The sequence below is a fragment of the Actinomycetospora chiangmaiensis DSM 45062 genome (assembly GCF_000379625.1).
GTDB lineage: Bacteria > Actinomycetota > Actinomycetes > Mycobacteriales > Pseudonocardiaceae > Actinomycetospora > Actinomycetospora chiangmaiensis.
The window spans coordinates 335,546-350,648 of record NZ_KB903229.1 but is presented as its reverse complement, the minus strand read 5'-3'; the positions used below and the strand labels follow the sequence as shown (position 1 = coordinate 350,648).

Here is a 15,103-nt window from a genome sequence, read left to right as displayed (position 1 = left end):
GTCAGCCGATGACGGCCGCGACGTCCGCCGCGGGCAGCGCCTCCAGGCAGGCCGGACCCGTCGTCGAGAACGGGCAGGCCGCCTCCCACCAGCACTCCTGCTCGGTGATCGCCGTCGGCCGGCGCACCGGGCAGTCGGGGTGTCCCTGCAGGTTGCGGCCCTCCTCGAGGCCGTAGCGGCTCGCGAGCGTGGGCCCGAACAGCGCCACCGTCGGCGCCCCGACCGCCGCCGCCATCCGCACCGGGCCGGTGTCCCCGCCCACCACCACGCCGCCCGCCCGGCCGACCGCCGCGAACCGGGCGGCGAGCCCGCGCAGGTCGGTCGGCTCCCAGGTCGGGACGCCCGCGACCGGGGTGACGGCGACGACGGGCCGGTCCCCCAGGGAGGCCACCAGGTCGCGCCACCACGGCCAGCGCTTCACGGCCATCCCCGCGTCAGGCACGAGGACGACGGTGCCGGGCGCGGGCTCCGGCACCCGCTCGTCGTCGCCGAGCACGATGCGCGGCGGTCGCGGCGGTCCGGCGATGACGCCCTCGGCCGCGAGGATGCGCTGGTAGCGCTCCCCCACGAGCTCGTCCGCCGGCGGCGAGCGCCACAGGTTCGTCACGGCGCGCGTGCCCCGGGCCGCCGCGTCGGCGTCGATCAGGTCGCCGATGCCGTCGAAGCGGGTGGTCGTCACGACGAGGTCGGGCTCGAGCTCCGCCAGGGCCTTCCCGACGGCGGGTCGCTCCGCGTGCTTCGCCGCGGTCCGCACGGCGGTCACGGCCGGGTCGCGGGCGAGCAGCGCGTCGCCGGGCTCGTGGGTGAGCACCACCAGCTCGCCGTCCGGGGCGGCGTCGGCCAGGGCGTGGACCGACGGCAGCACCATGATCAGGTCACCGAGGCCGCCGAGCAGGTCGACGACGAGCGTCCTCACGCCAGCTCCGCGTACAGCGCCCGGTGCCGCTCGGCCAGCGTCGGCCAGTCCCGGCCCGTGAGCAGGTCCCGCCCCCCGGCGGCGACCCGGGCGGCGAGGGCGGGGTCGGCGAGGAGTCGGCGCAGCGCCGTGACGAGCACGTCGACGTCGCGCACGGCGGGGGCGACGACGACGGTCTCGCCGTCGACGAGCTCGGTGTCGGCCTCGAGCTGGGTGACGATCGTCGGGAGCCCGTGGTCGAACGCGGCGAGCAGGGCCCCGCTCTTCGTGGTCGCGCCCGCGGTGAACGGGAAGGCGGCGACGTCGGCGGCCTGCAGGGCGGCGGAGACCTCGGCGGCGGGGACGTGCCCGGTGATCGTGACGCGGTCGGTCGCGCCCGCGTCCGCGACGTGCTTCGTGAGCTCCGCGCGGAACGCCGTCGCCTCGTCGTCGGGCAGGGCGAGCGAGGTGAAGCCGCCGACCACCAGCAGGTGCAGCGACGGGTGCTCGGGCGCCAGCCGCGCGACGGCGTCGATCAGGTAGCGCAGCCCCTTGACCGGGTGGACGAAGCCGAAGAACACCACCACCGTCGCGTCCGGGGCGATGCCGAGCGCCCCACGGACGGCCGCGCGGTCGACGGGCGGGGCCACCACGACGTTCGGCGGGATCGGCAGCCGGACCACGCCCGTCGTCGGGAACCGGGCCCGCAGGACCGCCTCGTGGGCCCCGTTCGTGGTGATGACCCGCGCGCTGCGCGGGACCAGCCGGCCGCTCTCGGGGTCGGCGAGCCCGAGGCGGGCGGGGAGGCGCCAGGGGCGGGGCGACCACCAGCCGTACTCGTGGATGGTGGTGACCAAAGGCGCTCCCACCAGGTCCCCGAGCAGGCCCGGCCAGCTGGAGAACCGGTAGGCCGACGGCGCGAACTGCAGGTGCACGACGTCGGCGCCGCGGGCCGCCCGCACCGCGGCGAGCAGACCGCGGGGGCCCGGGTCGACGGGGACGTCGCGCACCTCGGTGCCGGCGGCGCGCAGCGCGGCGACGAGGCGGGCGGTGTAGTCGGCGACGCCGTCGTGGGCGGGGTCGGCGCGGCCGTGGAGCATCGCGACCGTGGGCGGGGGCACGAGGGCCGGTACCCGGAACCGGACCCGCGGACAGCACGAACGGGCCGTCCGTCACCTCGCAAGGTGACGAACGGCCCGTTCGAGCGGTCGGACGGCGTCAGCGCACCACGAGGTCCCCGCGGGTGACCGTGCCGCCGGTGGTGGCCTGGCCGATCGTCACCGACAGCGAGTCGACGCCGGTGCCGCCGGGCTGGTTGCCGTCGACGACGGTCGCCGTGAACGGGACGACGGCCCCGCTCTGGGTCAGGGCGGTCCCGGTGATGGTCGCGGTGCCGCGACCGTCGCTGGTGACCGAGGTGATCGTCCGGCAGACCGCACGCAGGTCGCCGTCGCGGAACGAGCAGCTGCCCGAGCCGGAGTTCGCGGAGCCCGACACGCCGATCGACGCCCGGCCCTGGGCGCCGTAGCGGACCTCGCCGCTGACGCTCGCCGGGCGGACGACCGGACCGTCGTAGGTGACCGTCACGCGGCCGGCACCGGTGTTCGCCGCGGTGGCGGTGGTGCCGAGGTTCGTCCCGCCCCCGCCGCCCCCGCCGCCGGTGTTCGCCGCGGACGACCCGGCGCCCCCGCCGAGGAACCCGCCGCCCCCGCCGCCGGCCCCACCGGCCGAGGTGAGGGCGGCCGCGCTGGTGGCCGTGCCGCCGGTCGCGCTGCTGCTCGCGCCCGCGGCACCTCCCGGTGCGGCGTTCACCCCCGTGCCCGCGGTGCCGGCCGTCGCGGCCGCACCCCCGGCGCCACCGACGCGGGTGGTGTCGGTCCCGCCGGCACCGCCACCACCACCGCCGCCTCCCGCGGCGACCGTCAGCACGGTGCCGTCGACGGCCACGGCGGACGCGCTGCCACCGGCGCCACCCCCGCCGCCCCCGCCGACCGCCCCGCTGCCGGAGCCGCCCGTCGCGCCGCCGCCCCCGCTGCCGACACCGGCGGCCCCGGTGCCGCCCGCGGTCGTGCCGGCGGTCCCGGCGCCACCCTGCCCGCCGGGCGCGATGGTGAGGGTCTTCCCGGCCACGGTGGTCGGCGCCACGACGACGACGGCACCGGTGCCGCCGGCCGCGCCGGCGGCGCCGCCTCCGCCGGCACCGCCCGCCCCGCCGGCACCACCGCGGGCGACGATCCGCACGTTCGTGGCGGTCGCCGGGATCGCGAGGGTCTGCTGACCGCCGGCGGCCAGGTAGGTGCAGGTGACGGTGGCACCGGACTGCGTGCACTGGCTCGGGAGGGTCTGTGCGGGCGCGGCCGTGGCGGCACCGGGCAGGAAGAACAGGGCGGCCGCCGCGGCGATCGCGGAGGCGGACAGACGGGCCGTGGTCGTGGGCATGACGGACTCCAGGGATGGTCGGTGGAGCGAGGGACCGGGCATGTCGCCGCGCAACGGACACGCCCCACCGCGGCCGGCTTCCGATACGGTTCGTGACGGGCCGGTGACGCAGTGGCATCACGTCTGTCGTCCGGACGGAGCAGTGCGCTACGCGATTCACCGACTCGATCGGGCGATGTCCGTCAAACGTGCTCCGACCGCGTGACCGGCCGACCTGCGGGTACCTGCACCTCGTGACGTCTCCGTCCCTGCTGCCGCTGCCCACCCACCCGGCGGCCCACCGTCCCGGCGTGGACGACCCGGACTGGACGGCGATGGCGCGCATCCTGGTGGTGCGGCCGGACAACGTCGGTGACGTGATCATGACGGTGCCCGCGCTGCGGGCGTTGCGCGCGGCCGCACCGCAGGCCCGGCTCGAGCTGCTCGCCTCCCCGGCGGGCGCGGCGGCCGCGCCGCTGATCCCCGAGCTCGACGACGTCGTCGTCGCCTCGGTGTCCTGGCAGCGCCTCCCGGGCGCCGGGACCGCGGAGGACCCGGACCCCGACGCGGAGCTGGTGGCGACCCTCGCCGCCCGGGACTACGACGCCGCCGTCGTCCTCACCTCATTCTCCCAGTCGCCCTGGCCCGCCGCGGCGCTCTGCCGGCGCGCGGGGATCGGCGTCCGCATCGGGACGAGCAAGGAGTTCGGGGGCGACGCACTCACCCACTGGGTCCCCGCCCCGCCCGACGGCGGCCACCAGGTCGACCGGGCCCTCGACGTCCTCGCGGCCGTCGGCGTCCCGCCGTGCGGCACCGACCTCGCCGTCGCCGTCCCCGCGCCGCCGCCCGCCCGCCCGGCCGGGCGCTACGTCGTCGTCGCGCCCGGCGCCAGCTGCTCCTCCCGGCGCTGGTCCCCCGAGCGGTTCGCGACGACGGGTCGCGGGCTCGCCGAGCGGGGCTGGACCGTGGTGGTCACCGGCACCGCGAAGGAGGCCGACCTGGTGCAACGGGCCGCGGCCGACGTCCCGGGGGTCGTCGAGGTGATCGGCGAGCTCGACCTCGGCGGCCTCGCGGCCCTCCTCGCGGGCGCCGACGCCGTCGTCGTCAACAACTCGGGGGGCGCCCACCTGGCGGACGCGGTCGGGACCCCGGTGGTGGAGCTGTTCGCGGGGACCGAGGAGGTCGCGCAGTACGCCCCGCGCACCGTGCCCGCCGAGGTGCTGACCCGCCCGGTCGGGTGCTCGCCGTGCCGGCAGCTCGTGTGCCCGTTCGACCAGGAGTGCCTCGACATCGCGCCGCAGCGGGTGGTGGACGCGGTGGTGCGGCTGGCCGTGCCCCGGGAGCACGCCCCGTCGTCGTGACCGGGGAGAAGCCGCCGCCGGAGCGGACGCCCGACGGGCACCACGTGGTGATCGACGGGCGGCGATGGCGGGCCACCGACCCCGAGATCCCCGAGGCGGACGCCGCACGGCTGCGCCGCTGGCTCATGGCCGCCCGGCGGGACGTCGGCGCCGCGCGGAAGGCCGAGGACCCCGACGCCGAACGGGCCGCCCGCGACCGCGTCCACGCCGCGAAGACCGCGCTCGGCGAGCGCGGTCCCGTCTGGTGGGAGCAGTCGGTCGAGGAGCGCCGGGCGCGCTGGTCGTCCGGGGTTTCACGGGCGGCGGGCGAGGGATTCTGATCCGACCGCACCGAGTGAGAGGACCACGTCGTGACCACCCCGCCCGTCCAGGACGACCCGAACCCGAACGACCCGAACCCGGCACGCTCGAGCGCCACGCTGCACGCCTTCGCCGGTCAGGTGCAGCGGCGCCTGGGGCTGGACACCGAGAGCGAGGCCGAGGTGCTCACCCGCGCCACGCTGAACGAGTTCGGCAAGGTCGTCAGCGCCGGGCTGGCCCAGGACCTCACGGTCAGCCTGCCCCCGGAGCTCTCGGCCGAGCTGCGGGCGCAGCGACCGTCGGACGACCAGGCCCGCTCGATCGGTCGGGCCGAGTTCGTCGACGCCGTCAGCGGCGCGGTGCACTCGGTGGACGCCGAGGAGGTCGAGCGTCAGGTGGAGCAGGTGCTGCGCCTGCTGCGCGAGTGGCTGCCGGAGTCCGACGTCGACCGCACCCTCGAGCAGCTGCCGGGCGACCTCGTGGAGCTGATGCGCTGACCGCGTGCCCCGGCGGCCGCGTCAGTGGCCGCCGGGCGCCGGCTTCGGCGTGACCGGTCCCGACGACGGCGGCGTGGTCGGCTTCGGATCCTTCGTCCGCGTCGGCGCCGGGGCCTCGGAGGCGGGCGGGTCCTGCTGCGGTGGGGCCTGCACCGGCGGCTCCTGCTGCGGCGGGGCCTGCTGCGGCGGGGCCGCCACCGGCGGCGCCACGGGCGCGACCGGCGCGACGACGGGCGGGCGGGCCGGCAGCACCGCCCGCACCGGCACCGCCGCGGCCGGCGATGCGGCCGCCGCGCGGTGCGCGGTGGTCGTCGGGTCGGGCTCGTCGGCCGCCGTCCCCGTGCTCGTCGGGGCCGGCCCGAGCACCGGGATGATCGGCGCGTCGGGTACCGCGGCCGCCGAGCCGGCGGGCAGCGTCGCGACCCCCGCGATGGCGGCGATGCTGGTGACCGGAGCGACCCCGGTGGCGACGACCACGCCGAGTGCGGCGGTCGCGGAGACCACGAACGCCAGCAGCGAGTGCGCCGGCTGGACGCCCGCTCCCCGACGCCGGCCCGCGCCGGGGCGGCGACGCGGGGTCGGGTCGATGAGCGCGGTCTCCGACTCGGGCTCCGGCCAGGGACCGGCGGGCGGCTGCGGCATCACGGAGGCGTAACGAGGTCACCCGTTCAGGGGTGACGCGTCCGGGGCGAACTGCCACGGACGGTCACCTCTCGTCACCGACCGTGCAGCGTCGGGCAGGGCTCGATGTGGACCACCTTGGTCGTCGTCATCTCGTCGAGGAGCTCCGGCCCGTACCCGAACCCGGTCCCGGAGAGGCCCCGGGGCTGGGCGGCGCCGCCCGGGGCGCCCCCGAACGCCGCGTTGACCTTGACGGTGCCGACGGGCAGGGCCCGCCAGGCCTCCTGGGCGTGGGCCATGTCGGGCGTCAGCACCGTCGCGGCCAGGCCGTGCGGGTCGTCGATCGCCTCCGCCAGCGCCTGCTCGAACGAGTCGACGACGCGCACGGGCGCCACCGGGCCGAACGTCTCCTCGCGCAGGATCCGCATCTCCGGGGTGCAGCCGGAGAGCACCGTCGCCGGGTAGAACGCGCCCGCACCGGCGGGGATCGCGCCGCCGACGTGCGCGACGGCGCCCGCGCGCAGGGCCTCGGCGACATGGCTGTGGACGTGCTCGCGCTGGCGGCGGTCCACGAGCGGCCCCAGGGCCTTCTCGCCCTCCGCGGACGGCCGGTACACCCAGCGGGTCGCCTCCTCGGCGAGCGCGGCGAGGAACTCCTCGGCCACCGCGGCGTGGCAGTACACGCGCTCCACGGAGACGCAGACCTGGCCGCCGTTGGCGTAGGAGCCCAGTGCCACCTGGCCGGCCGCCCACTCCGGGTCGACCCCCGCGTCGACGATGAGCGGGTCGTTGCCGCCGTTCTCGAGCAGCACCTTGGCGCCGGTCCCGGCCGCGGCCTCGGCGATCGCGCGGCCGGCCGCGATGGACCCGACGTGCGCGACGACGTCGATCCCGGCGTGCGCCGAGAGCAGCGCGCCGGTCGGGCCGGCGCCGTCGACGACCGTGAGGACACCGTCGGGCAGGAACGAGGCGACGAGGTCGGCGAACCGCCGCCCGAGGTGGGGGCAGCGCTCGGAGGGCTTGTGCACGACGGTGTTGCCGGTGACCAGCGCAGCGCCGATCAGCCCGCCGGCGACCGCCACCGGGTCGTTCCACGGGGTGATCACGGCAACGACGCCACGGGGCCCGGGGACCATGAGGTCGGTCGCCGACCAGTTGCCCTGCAACGACCGGCCCCGGTGCAGCGGGCCGAGCTCGGCGTACTGCTCGAGGGTTCCGGCGGCCGCGAGGACGCCGCCCAGCCCGTCGCCGAACGGGCGGCCGGTCTCGGTCTCGTTGAGCCGGGCGAGCTCCTCCGCGACCTCGCGGACGGCGGCGGCCGCGGCCCGGACCATGCCCGCGCGGTCGGCCGGCGCGGTGCGCGCCCACTCCCGACCGGCCGCGACCGCGCGACCGACGGCGTCGTCGACCTGCTCGGGGCCGGCCGGACGCACGCGTCCCACCACCTCGTCGGTCGCCGGGTCGCGGATCTCGATGTCGGCCGCTGCCGTCGTCATGGGGCTCCTCGCAGGTGTCGGGGCGGTCGGGCGGGGGTGCCCGTTCCCGGGGCCGGGTAGCCGGTGATCATGAGTGGAGCACTGGACGGCGTGGTCGCGGCGGTCACCGGCGCGTCGAGCGGGATCGGGGAGGCGACCGCCCGGGCGCTCGCGGCCGAGGGGGCGACGCTCGCGCTGCTGGCCCGTCGTCGGGACCGGCTCGAGTCCCTCGCGGGCGAGCTGGGGACGGCGACCACCGTGCACGAGGTGGACGTGTCCGACGCGGACGCGGTCGCCGGCTCGATCGACGAGGTCGTGGCCCGCCACGGGCGGCTCGACGTCCTGGTCAACAACGCGGGCTACGGGACGATGACCCCGGCCGCCGAGGCCGACCTCGCCGAGTGGCGCACGATGGTCGACGTCAACGTCAACGGCGTGCTGGCCACCACCCACGCCGCCCTCCGGCACCTGACGACGGCCGCGGCCGGCGACCGCGGCGTGGCCGACGTCGTGACGATCTCGTCGGTGGCCGGGCGGAAGGTGGCCAACCCCGCCGTGAACGTCTACGCGGCGACGAAGCACGCGGTCGGCGCCTTCTCCGAGGCGCTGCGCCAGGAGTTCGCGGCGCAGCACGTCCGCATCGGGCTGGTGGAGCCGGGGCTGGTGCGCAGCGAGCTCACCGCGGCCAACGGCGCGCTCGGCGAGGTGGGCGAGCTGGGCGTCATGGAGGCGACCGACATCGCCGAGGCCGTGATCTACATGGTCACGCGGCCGCGCCGGGTCGCGGTGAACGAGATCCTCGTCCGACCGATCGAGCAGACCCGCTGAGTCGTGCTAGACAACCCAGCATGACGCTGCCCGCCGGAGTCGGTTGGACCGCCCTGATGACCGCGTACGCCCGGGCGCAGGAGCGGGAACTGGTCGACGACCCGTGGGCCCGGGCCGTGGTGGACCACGCGGGCGAGGCCGCCCGCCTCCCCGACGGCCGCGAGTCGGGGATGTGGGCGGCCCTGGGGACCTACTTCGTCACCCGCTCGCTGTTCTACGACCGGCAGGTACTCGCCGCGGTGGATGCGGGCGTCGACCAGGTGGTGCTGCTCGCCGCCGGGTTCGACGGGCGCGCCCAGCGCCTCGGCCTGCCCGCCGACGTCACGGTCTTCGAGGTCGACACCGAGGAGGTCCTGGCGTTCAAGGACGCGGCGATCGCCGACGCGCCCGGCCCCACGGCCCGGCGGGTCGACGTGCGCGCCGACCTGCGCGAGGACTGGCCGCCGGCCCTCGTCGCCGCGGGCCTCGACCCCCACCGGCCCGCGGTGTTCCTCGCCGAGGGCCTGCTGATGTACCTCGACGAGGACCAGAGCGACCGGCTGCTGGACGCCGTCGGCGACCTCGCCGCCCCGTCGAGCCGGTTCGTCACCGAGTGGTTCGACCGCAATCCCGCGGGCGAGCCGTCCCTCGTCGGCTGGCCCGACGAGCGGGACAACCGCACGGGCGCCGCCGTGGGGGCGATGTTCCGCAGCGGCCCGCCCCTCCCGCCGGAGTCCTGGCTCGCCGCGCACGGCTGGGAGGTCCTCGCGGTCGACGACGTGGGGACCCACGCCGCCGCGGTCGGGCGGGAGACCCCGTGGATGTTCGACCCGGCGCACGCCGACGGGCTGCGCGTGCACCTCGTGGCGGGGGTCAGAGGGCGATGAGCAGGATCGCGAACGACGTCAGGTTGAACGTCGCGTGCGTGACGAAGCACGGCCAGATCGACCGCGTCCGCTCGTAGAGCACGGCGTTCAGCACGGCCAGGACGAGCACCGCGAGGAACACGACGTTGAGCCCGTGGGCCAGCGCGAACACCAGCGACGACACGGTCGTCGCGACGATCACCCCGAACCGGCGCAGGGAGCCGTAGCCGATCCCCCGGAAGAGCAGTTCCTCCCCCAGCGGCACCGCCAGACCGCCGAGCAGGACGACCCAGGCCGCGGCGGCGCCCCCGGAGAACTGCGTGAGGGCCGCCTGCGGGTCGGTGAGGTCACCGGTGACCGACACGTAGACGACGATCAGCACCCGCGAGACCACCCAGACGGCGAGCCCGAGCAGCACCGCGAGTCCGATCGTGCGCCACGGGACCCGCCGGAACCCGATCGCGGCGAGCGACCGCACCCGCAGCGCCAGGGCCACCGCGACCGCCCCGAACGCCGACAGCGCGGACACCGCGAGCAGGACCGGCGCCGACGGCAGCGCCCCGGTGGCGGTGATCAGCGCGAGGCCCGCGAGCCCCTGGATCGCGACGTAGACGACCGCGCCGACGAGGAGCTCCGGCAGCCCGAGCCGCCGGCCGCGGGGGCCATAGCCGATCCCGGTGTCCTCGTCCGGCGGCGGCGGGAGCGGGGCGTCGCCCAGGCCCGCGGGCCCGGTCCCGACGGCGGGCGTGGGCCCGTCCGTGGGCGGCGACGCGGGTCCGGCCGGACCCGTCGTCGGGACGGCGTCCTCGCGAGCCGGCTCGCTCACTCGCGGGCCTTCCGGGTCTCCCGGTCGTTCGCCTTCTGCAGCGCGTCGACGAGCTCGTCCTTGTCCATCGTCGAGCGGCCCTCGACGTCGAGCTCCTTCGCCCGCTCGTAGAGGTGCTCCTTGCTGGCGTTCGCGTCGACCCCGCCCGCGGACTCCCCGCTCGGGTTCGGGCCGCCGCTCTGCGCGCGCGAGTCGGACGGGCCGTACTCGTCCTTGGGCTCCCAGTGGTCGCCGACCTTCTCGTGGGTGTGCTTGAGCGCGGCGTAGGCCGTGCGGCTCGCGCGCTCGCCCTTCCCGTAGGTCTCCTCCGCGGACTCCTTGGCCTGCGCGTACGTGTCGCGGGCCTTCTTGTCCGAGCGCTGCAGCGTGGACGGCAGGTCCTCGAAGTCATCCGGCATGGCGGGGGAGTACCCGGTCAGCCCCGGGAGCCGACCTCCAGCGACGCGACGCTCTCCACGATCTGGTTCGGCCGGTACGGGTAGCGGTCGAGCTCGGTGGAGTCGGTGACCCCGGTGAGCACGAGGATCGTGTGCAGCCCCGCCTCCATGCCCGCGACCATGTCGGTGTCCATCCGGTCGCCGATCATCGCGGTGGTCTCGGAGTGCGCGCCGATCGTGTTCAGCCCCGCCCGGATCATGAGCGGGTTCGGCTTGCCGACGAAGTAGGGCTTCTTCCGGGTCGCGTGCGTGATCAGCGCGGCCACCGAGCCGGTCGCCGGGAGCGTGCCCTCGGCACTGGGTCCGGTGGCGTCGGGGTTGGTGCAGATGTAGCGCGCGCCCCGCTCGATCAGTCGGATCGCGCGGGTGATGGCCTCGAACGAGTAGGTGCGGGTCTCGCCGATGACCACGTAGTCCGGGTCGCGCTCGGTGAGGACGTAGCCGATCTCGTGCAGCGCCGTCGTCAGGCCGGCCTCGCCGACCACGAAGGCGGAGCCGTTGGGCCGCTGGTCGTCGAGGAACTGCGCGGTGGCGAGCGCCGAGGTCCAGAGGTTCTCGACGGGGATGTCGATGCCGCTGGCGTGCAGGCGGGCCCGCAGGTCCCGGGGGGTGTAGATGGAGTTGTTGGTGAGGACGAGGAACTGCTTGCCGGCCTCGCCGAGGCGGCGGATGAACTCGTCCGCACCCGGGAGCGCGTTCTCCTCGTGGACGAGCACGCCGTCCATGTCGATGAGGTAGCTGTCCAGCTCCGGGAGCTCGGACCCGGAGCGCTGCGCAGCTGGACCGTCCGAATCCGTCACAGGTGCTCCCCGAAGAACGCGAGGATCCGCCGCCACGAGTCCTCGGAGGCCGCGGCGTCGTACCCCATCCCGAGCGGCCGGACCAGGCTCTCGGCGTAGAACCGCTCGTGGAAGGAGTGCCCGGCCGTCGGGTAGGTCTTCACGTCCTTCTCGACGCCGAGCGTGGTCAGCGCGGCCTCGAGCCGCTCCGGGTGCCCCTTGAGCATCGTGTCCTTCGCCCCGAAGCTCGCGACGACGGGGCAGATGTCCTCCAGCTCGCGCTCGGCGTCGGTGGGCACGTGTCCGTAGTTGGGCGCGGAGGCGGCGAAGTCGTACCGGGCCGCCGCGAGCAGCGCGAACCCGCCGCCCTGGCAGAAGCCGATGACGCCGATGCGGCCGGTGCAGTCGTCCCGACCGGCGAGCCAGGTGCGGGCGGCCTCGATGTCCTCGAACACCGGGCCCTGCCCGCTCGTCATCGCCCGGAACACCGCGGCCACGCAGCGGATGCCGCCGCCCCGCGGGGTGTACAGCCGGGGCGCGACCGCCAGGTAGCCGGCGGCGGCGAGCCGGTCGGTGTGCTCCCGCAGGTTCTGGCCCATGCCGAAGGCGTCCTGCAGGACCACGACGCCCGGCCAGGGACCGGTGCCTCCGGGCGTGGCCAGGTACGCCTCCTGGTGCGAGCCCTCGGCGGCGGGGATGTGCAGGTCGGGCACGATGTCCAGCTCCTCTTCCGGTGGCGGGGCGCCCAGCGTGGCAGGCTCCGGCCGACAGCGCGTGACCGAGGAGGAGAACGTGGCGGACGTGCGGGTGCGGGTCGAGGCGTCGGACGGGGTCGTACGGCTGGTCCTGGCCAACGGGGCCGGGCACAACGCGGTGGACTTCGAGTTCGGCGCCCAGTTCCGGGCGGCGCTCGCCGGCCCCGCGCAGGGCGCCCGCGTCGTCGAGATCGTCGCGGAGGGGCCGAACTTCTGCGTCGGCGGTGACGTGCGCGGATTCGCGGCCGACCCCGACTCCTCGCTCTCGGCCCTCGCCGACGACTTCCACGCCTGCCAGCGGATCCTGCTCGACCTCGCCGTCCCCGTCGTGATCGGCGTGCAGGGCTGGGCCGCCGGCATCGGTCTCTCGCTCGTTCTGACCGGGGACATCGTCGTGCTCGGGGAGGGCGCCCGGCTGCGGCCCGCCTACACCGCGATCGGTCTGACCCCCGACGGCGGGATGACCGCGACGCTGCCCGCCGCCGTCGGCCGCGCCCGCGCGCTCGACATGTTCCTCACCAACCGGCCGATGGGCGCCGCCGAGGCGTTGACCGCCGGGCTGGCCTCGCGCGTCGTGCCCGACGAGTCGCTGCACGCCGAGGTCGCCTCGATCGGCGCCGCGATCGCCGCCGGGCCGCCGCAGGCCCTGGCCGCGACCAAGAAGCTGGTGCGGGCGGCCGGGGGCGTGCTCACCGACACCCACTTCGAGGCCGAGGCGAAGTCGATCGGCGACCGGGGTCTCTCGGCGGAGGGCCGGGAGGGCGTCGCGTCCTTCGTCGGCAAGCGGGCGCCGGTGTGGCACGTGGCTTCGCCAGGTGAGCACTAAGTGGGGTCATAGCCCCACTTAGTGCTCACATGAGCGAAGCTCACCTCGTGCGACTCCCCCTCCGGACCCGTCTCCTCGGCGCCCTGCGCACCACCCTCGGCGGCTCGGTCGCCGACCTCCCGCCCGCCGAGGTCCCGGCCGCGCGGGAGCGGTCGGGGCGGATCCAGGCCGGTCCCGCCGGCCGGGCCGTGGTCGGGCGCCACGACCGCCGGGTGGTCACCGAGGACGCCTCGCTCCCGATCCCCGGAGCGGTCCTCCCGGTGCGGGTGTACCGGCCGCCGCACCTCGCCCGCGTGCCCGCACCCGTCGTCGTGAACATGCACGGGGGCGGGTTCGTCCAGGGTGACCTCGACCAGTCCGACTGGTTCTGCGGGCAGGTCGCGCTCGTCGCGGGCGTCGTGGTGGTGTCGCTGGACTACCGGCTCGCACCCGAGCACCCGTTCCCCGGCCCGGCGCAGGACTGCTACGCCGCCGTCGAGGCCCTCGTCACCGACGCCGGGCGGTGGGGCATCGACCCGGAACGTGTCGCGGTGATGGGCGACAGCGCCGGCGGCAACCTCTCCACCGTCGTGTGCCTGATGGCGCGCGACGCCCGCCGCCGCGGGGAGCGCGCCCCGACGATCGGCGCCCAGTGCCTGATCTACCCGGGCACCGAGATGGTCGACGTCCTCCCGTCCGAGCGCGCCATCCCGACCGCCCCGATCCTCCACGCGAGCGACATCCGCGGCTTCCACCGGCTCTATCTCGCCGGCGCCGACGGCACCGACCCCTACGCCTCCCCGCTGCGCGCCGACCTCGCCGACCTGCCGCCTGCGCTGGTGCAGACCGCCGAGCACGACCCGCTGCGCGACCACGGCATCCGCTACGCCGACGCGCTCGCCGCCGCGGGTGTGACCGTCCGCTACACGGACTACCAGGGCGCCTGCCACGGGTACGTCTCGATGCCGCGGCTGCTGCCGACGACGGCGCACCAGGCGGCCTGGGAGGTCGGGTCCTGGGTGAGCACGTGCCTGACGACGTCGGAGGGCTCCCCTACCCTGGGCCCATGACCTCGACCGGCGCCCGCGCGCTCGGCGTCGGCGCGCTCGCGCCCGCGCTGGGCGCCGCCGCGCACGTCGAGGCGGGGGGCGGGCTGCCCGAGCTCACCGCGCCGGTCCTGCTCGTCGCGTTCCTGACGGCGGGTCTGGCCGCGTCGGTGGTCCGCCGCCGGGTGGGCGTCCTGCGGCTCGCGGTCGTGCTGGGCGCCGGGCAGGTGGCCTGGCACCTGGCGATGGCGTCCGGGGGCGAGCAGGCCGGTCACGCGATGACGGCCGCAGACCCGATGTCGGCGACCCCCTCGCCGGGCATGGTCACCGCCCACCTGGTCACCACCGTCCTCGTGGCGCTGGGCGCCGCGGGTGCCGACCGCGCCGTCGCCGCGATGGTCGCGGCGCAGGTCGGCGCGGTGCTCGCCCTGCTGCGGGGTGACGTCGCGGTCCCGGTCGTCACGCCGGCGTCGTGCCAGGTGGGGCGGACGGTCGCCCGGCCGGTCGCCGCCGCCCTCCTGCGGACCCGTCCCCTGCGGGGACCACCGGTGCGTCCCGCCGCCGCGTGACCACCCCCACCCCGCTTGAAGGGACCATGACCCACACCTCCGCGCCCCGTGGCGCGCTCCTCCGCCCTGCCCTGGTGGCGGCCCTGATCGGCCTGCTGGCGCTCGTCGGCGCCGGTCCGGCCCTCGCGCATGCCGTGCTCGAGAGCAGCGACCCGGCCGACGGCTCGTCGGTCGCCACCGCCCCGTCGAGGATCACGCTGACCTTCGACGAGGCACCCACTCCCGACACCGCCACCATCACCGTCGTCGGCCCCGACGGCACCACCCACTACGAGTCCGGCGCCCCCACCTCGGACGGCGCGAAGGTCTCGGTCGGCGTCGCACCGCTCGGGGCCGCCGGGAAGTACGAGATCGGCTACCGGGTCGTCTCCGACGACGGGCACCCCGTGTCCGGCGCCCTGTCGTTCACGCTCACCACCCCCGGACCCGCGGCGGCTGCGGCCACCACGTCGTCCGCCGCCGCACCGGCGAGCACCGCCCCGGCGGTGACCCCGAGCAACGCGGCCGCCGCGTCCCCCGCCCCCGACCAGGGCGGCGTCCCGGCGTGGCCGTTCGTGCTGCTGGCGATCGTCGTCGTCATCGGGGCGGTCGTCCTGGTGCTGCGGCGCCGGGCCTAGTTCCCCGCTGAGCGAAGGGCCCCTCCGGT

General features: G+C 76.4%; 18 protein-coding genes. 9 read left to right on the top strand and 9 right to left on the bottom strand.

The features are described from left to right. Position 1: 1 nt before the first annotated feature. The 3 genes from A3CO_RS32460 to A3CO_RS39060 all read right to left on the bottom strand — a co-directional run bounded on the left by A3CO_RS32460 (position 2) and on the right by A3CO_RS39060 (position 3,334). The gene (locus A3CO_RS32460; protein WP_018333098.1) at positions 2-916 is read right to left on the bottom strand and encodes a glycosyltransferase family 9 protein; all 915 of its coding nucleotides are present in this window, start codon (positions 914-916) and stop codon (positions 2-4) included. Continuing rightward, positions 913-2,016 (bottom strand): glycosyltransferase family 4 protein, encoded by a 1,104-nt coding sequence (locus A3CO_RS32455; RefSeq protein ID WP_033414514.1) that lies wholly within the window; start codon positions 2,014-2,016, stop codon positions 913-915. The genes A3CO_RS32460 and A3CO_RS32455 overlap by 4 nt, the downstream gene beginning before the upstream one ends. 97 nt (positions 2,017-2,113) lie before the next feature. Continuing rightward, complete coding sequence (locus A3CO_RS39060; RefSeq protein ID WP_018333096.1) at positions 2,114-3,334, bottom strand: hypothetical protein; 1,221 nt, start codon at positions 3,332-3,334, stop codon at positions 2,114-2,116. A gap of 233 nt (positions 3,335-3,567) precedes the next feature. On the opposite strand from A3CO_RS39060, the gene A3CO_RS0115150 reads away from it, so the two are divergent. Genes A3CO_RS0115150 through A3CO_RS0115140 form a run of 3 tightly spaced genes read left to right on the top strand, consistent with a single transcriptional unit; the run spans position 3,568 to position 5,471 of the window. Then, positions 3,568-4,674, top strand: a complete 1,107-nt coding sequence (locus A3CO_RS0115150; protein WP_211214480.1) for a glycosyltransferase family 9 protein — start codon at positions 3,568-3,570, stop codon at positions 4,672-4,674. Beyond that, entirely contained in the window at positions 4,671-4,994 is a 324-nt protein-coding gene (locus A3CO_RS0115145; protein ID WP_018333094.1) for a hypothetical protein, read from the top strand. The genes A3CO_RS0115150 and A3CO_RS0115145 overlap by 4 nt, the downstream gene beginning before the upstream one ends. Before the next feature lie 30 nt (positions 4,995-5,024). Beyond that, entirely contained in the window at positions 5,025-5,471 is a 447-nt protein-coding gene (locus A3CO_RS0115140) for a DUF2267 domain-containing protein (protein WP_018333093.1), read from the top strand. 21 nt (positions 5,472-5,492) lie between these two features. Here the strand turns inward: A3CO_RS0115140 and A3CO_RS35920 are convergent, their stop codons facing one another. Together A3CO_RS35920 and A3CO_RS0115130 are read right to left on the bottom strand one after the other, a co-directional pair. Then, positions 5,493-6,113, bottom strand: a complete 621-nt coding sequence (locus A3CO_RS35920; RefSeq protein ID WP_018333092.1) for a hypothetical protein — start codon at positions 6,111-6,113, stop codon at positions 5,493-5,495. Between the two features lie 74 nt (positions 6,114-6,187). Next, positions 6,188-7,588 carry an aldehyde dehydrogenase family protein gene (locus tag A3CO_RS0115130; protein ID WP_018333091.1) on the bottom strand — a complete coding sequence of 467 codons (1,401 nt, stop codon included), beginning with the start codon at positions 7,586-7,588 and terminating at the stop codon, positions 6,188-6,190. A gap of 69 nt (positions 7,589-7,657) precedes the next feature. On the opposite strand from A3CO_RS0115130, the gene A3CO_RS0115125 reads away from it, so the two are divergent. Continuing rightward, a complete protein-coding gene (locus tag A3CO_RS0115125) occupies positions 7,658-8,395 on the top strand; it encodes an SDR family oxidoreductase (protein WP_026204639.1) in 738 nt (245 codons plus the stop codon). A gap of 20 nt (positions 8,396-8,415) precedes the next feature. Continuing rightward, on the top strand, positions 8,416-9,261 hold the full coding sequence (locus A3CO_RS32445) for an SAM-dependent methyltransferase (protein ID WP_018333089.1): 846 nt from the start codon (positions 8,416-8,418) through the stop codon (positions 9,259-9,261). Here the strand turns inward: A3CO_RS32445 and A3CO_RS35915 are convergent. The 4 genes from A3CO_RS35915 to A3CO_RS0115100 all read right to left on the bottom strand — a co-directional run bounded on the left by A3CO_RS35915 (position 9,248) and on the right by A3CO_RS0115100 (position 11,995). Beyond that, positions 9,248-10,066: a type II CAAX endopeptidase family protein gene (locus tag A3CO_RS35915; RefSeq protein ID WP_018333088.1), complete on the bottom strand. Its 819-nt coding sequence runs from the start codon at positions 10,064-10,066 to the stop codon at positions 9,248-9,250. The genes A3CO_RS32445 and A3CO_RS35915 overlap by 14 nt on opposite strands. Next, positions 10,063-10,464 carry a ChaB family protein gene (locus A3CO_RS0115110; RefSeq protein WP_018333087.1) on the bottom strand — a complete coding sequence of 134 codons (402 nt, stop codon included), beginning with the start codon at positions 10,462-10,464 and terminating at the stop codon, positions 10,063-10,065. Before A3CO_RS0115110 ends, A3CO_RS35915 begins: the two co-directional genes overlap by 4 nt. Before the next feature lie 17 nt (positions 10,465-10,481). Then, the gene (locus A3CO_RS0115105; RefSeq protein WP_051085974.1) at positions 10,482-11,228 is read right to left on the bottom strand and encodes an HAD-IIA family hydrolase; all 747 of its coding nucleotides are present in this window, start codon (positions 11,226-11,228) and stop codon (positions 10,482-10,484) included. Between the two features lie 71 nt (positions 11,229-11,299). Then, positions 11,300-11,995, bottom strand: coding sequence for a dienelactone hydrolase family protein (locus A3CO_RS0115100; RefSeq protein WP_018333085.1), 696 nt, complete (start codon positions 11,993-11,995; stop codon positions 11,300-11,302). Between the two features lie 61 nt (positions 11,996-12,056). Between A3CO_RS0115100 and A3CO_RS0115095 the strand changes: the two genes are divergently transcribed. The 4 genes from A3CO_RS0115095 to A3CO_RS0115080 are packed head-to-tail and all read left to right on the top strand — an operon-like array spanning position 12,057 to position 15,074. Then, positions 12,057-12,863: an enoyl-CoA hydratase/isomerase family protein gene (locus A3CO_RS0115095; RefSeq protein WP_018333084.1), complete on the top strand. Its 807-nt coding sequence runs from the start codon at positions 12,057-12,059 to the stop codon at positions 12,861-12,863. 47 nt (positions 12,864-12,910) lie between these two features. After that, positions 12,911-13,912: an alpha/beta hydrolase gene (locus A3CO_RS0115090; RefSeq protein ID WP_018333083.1), complete on the top strand. Its 1,002-nt coding sequence runs from the start codon at positions 12,911-12,913 to the stop codon at positions 13,910-13,912. Beyond that, positions 13,909-14,457 (top strand): hypothetical protein, encoded by a 549-nt coding sequence (locus A3CO_RS0115085; protein WP_018333082.1) that lies wholly within the window; start codon positions 13,909-13,911, stop codon positions 14,455-14,457. The genes A3CO_RS0115090 and A3CO_RS0115085 overlap by 4 nt, the downstream gene beginning before the upstream one ends. Before the next feature lie 26 nt (positions 14,458-14,483). Continuing rightward, entirely contained in the window at positions 14,484-15,074 is a 591-nt protein-coding gene (locus A3CO_RS0115080) for a copper resistance CopC family protein (protein WP_018333081.1), read from the top strand. Positions 15,075-15,103: the final 29 nt, after the last annotated feature.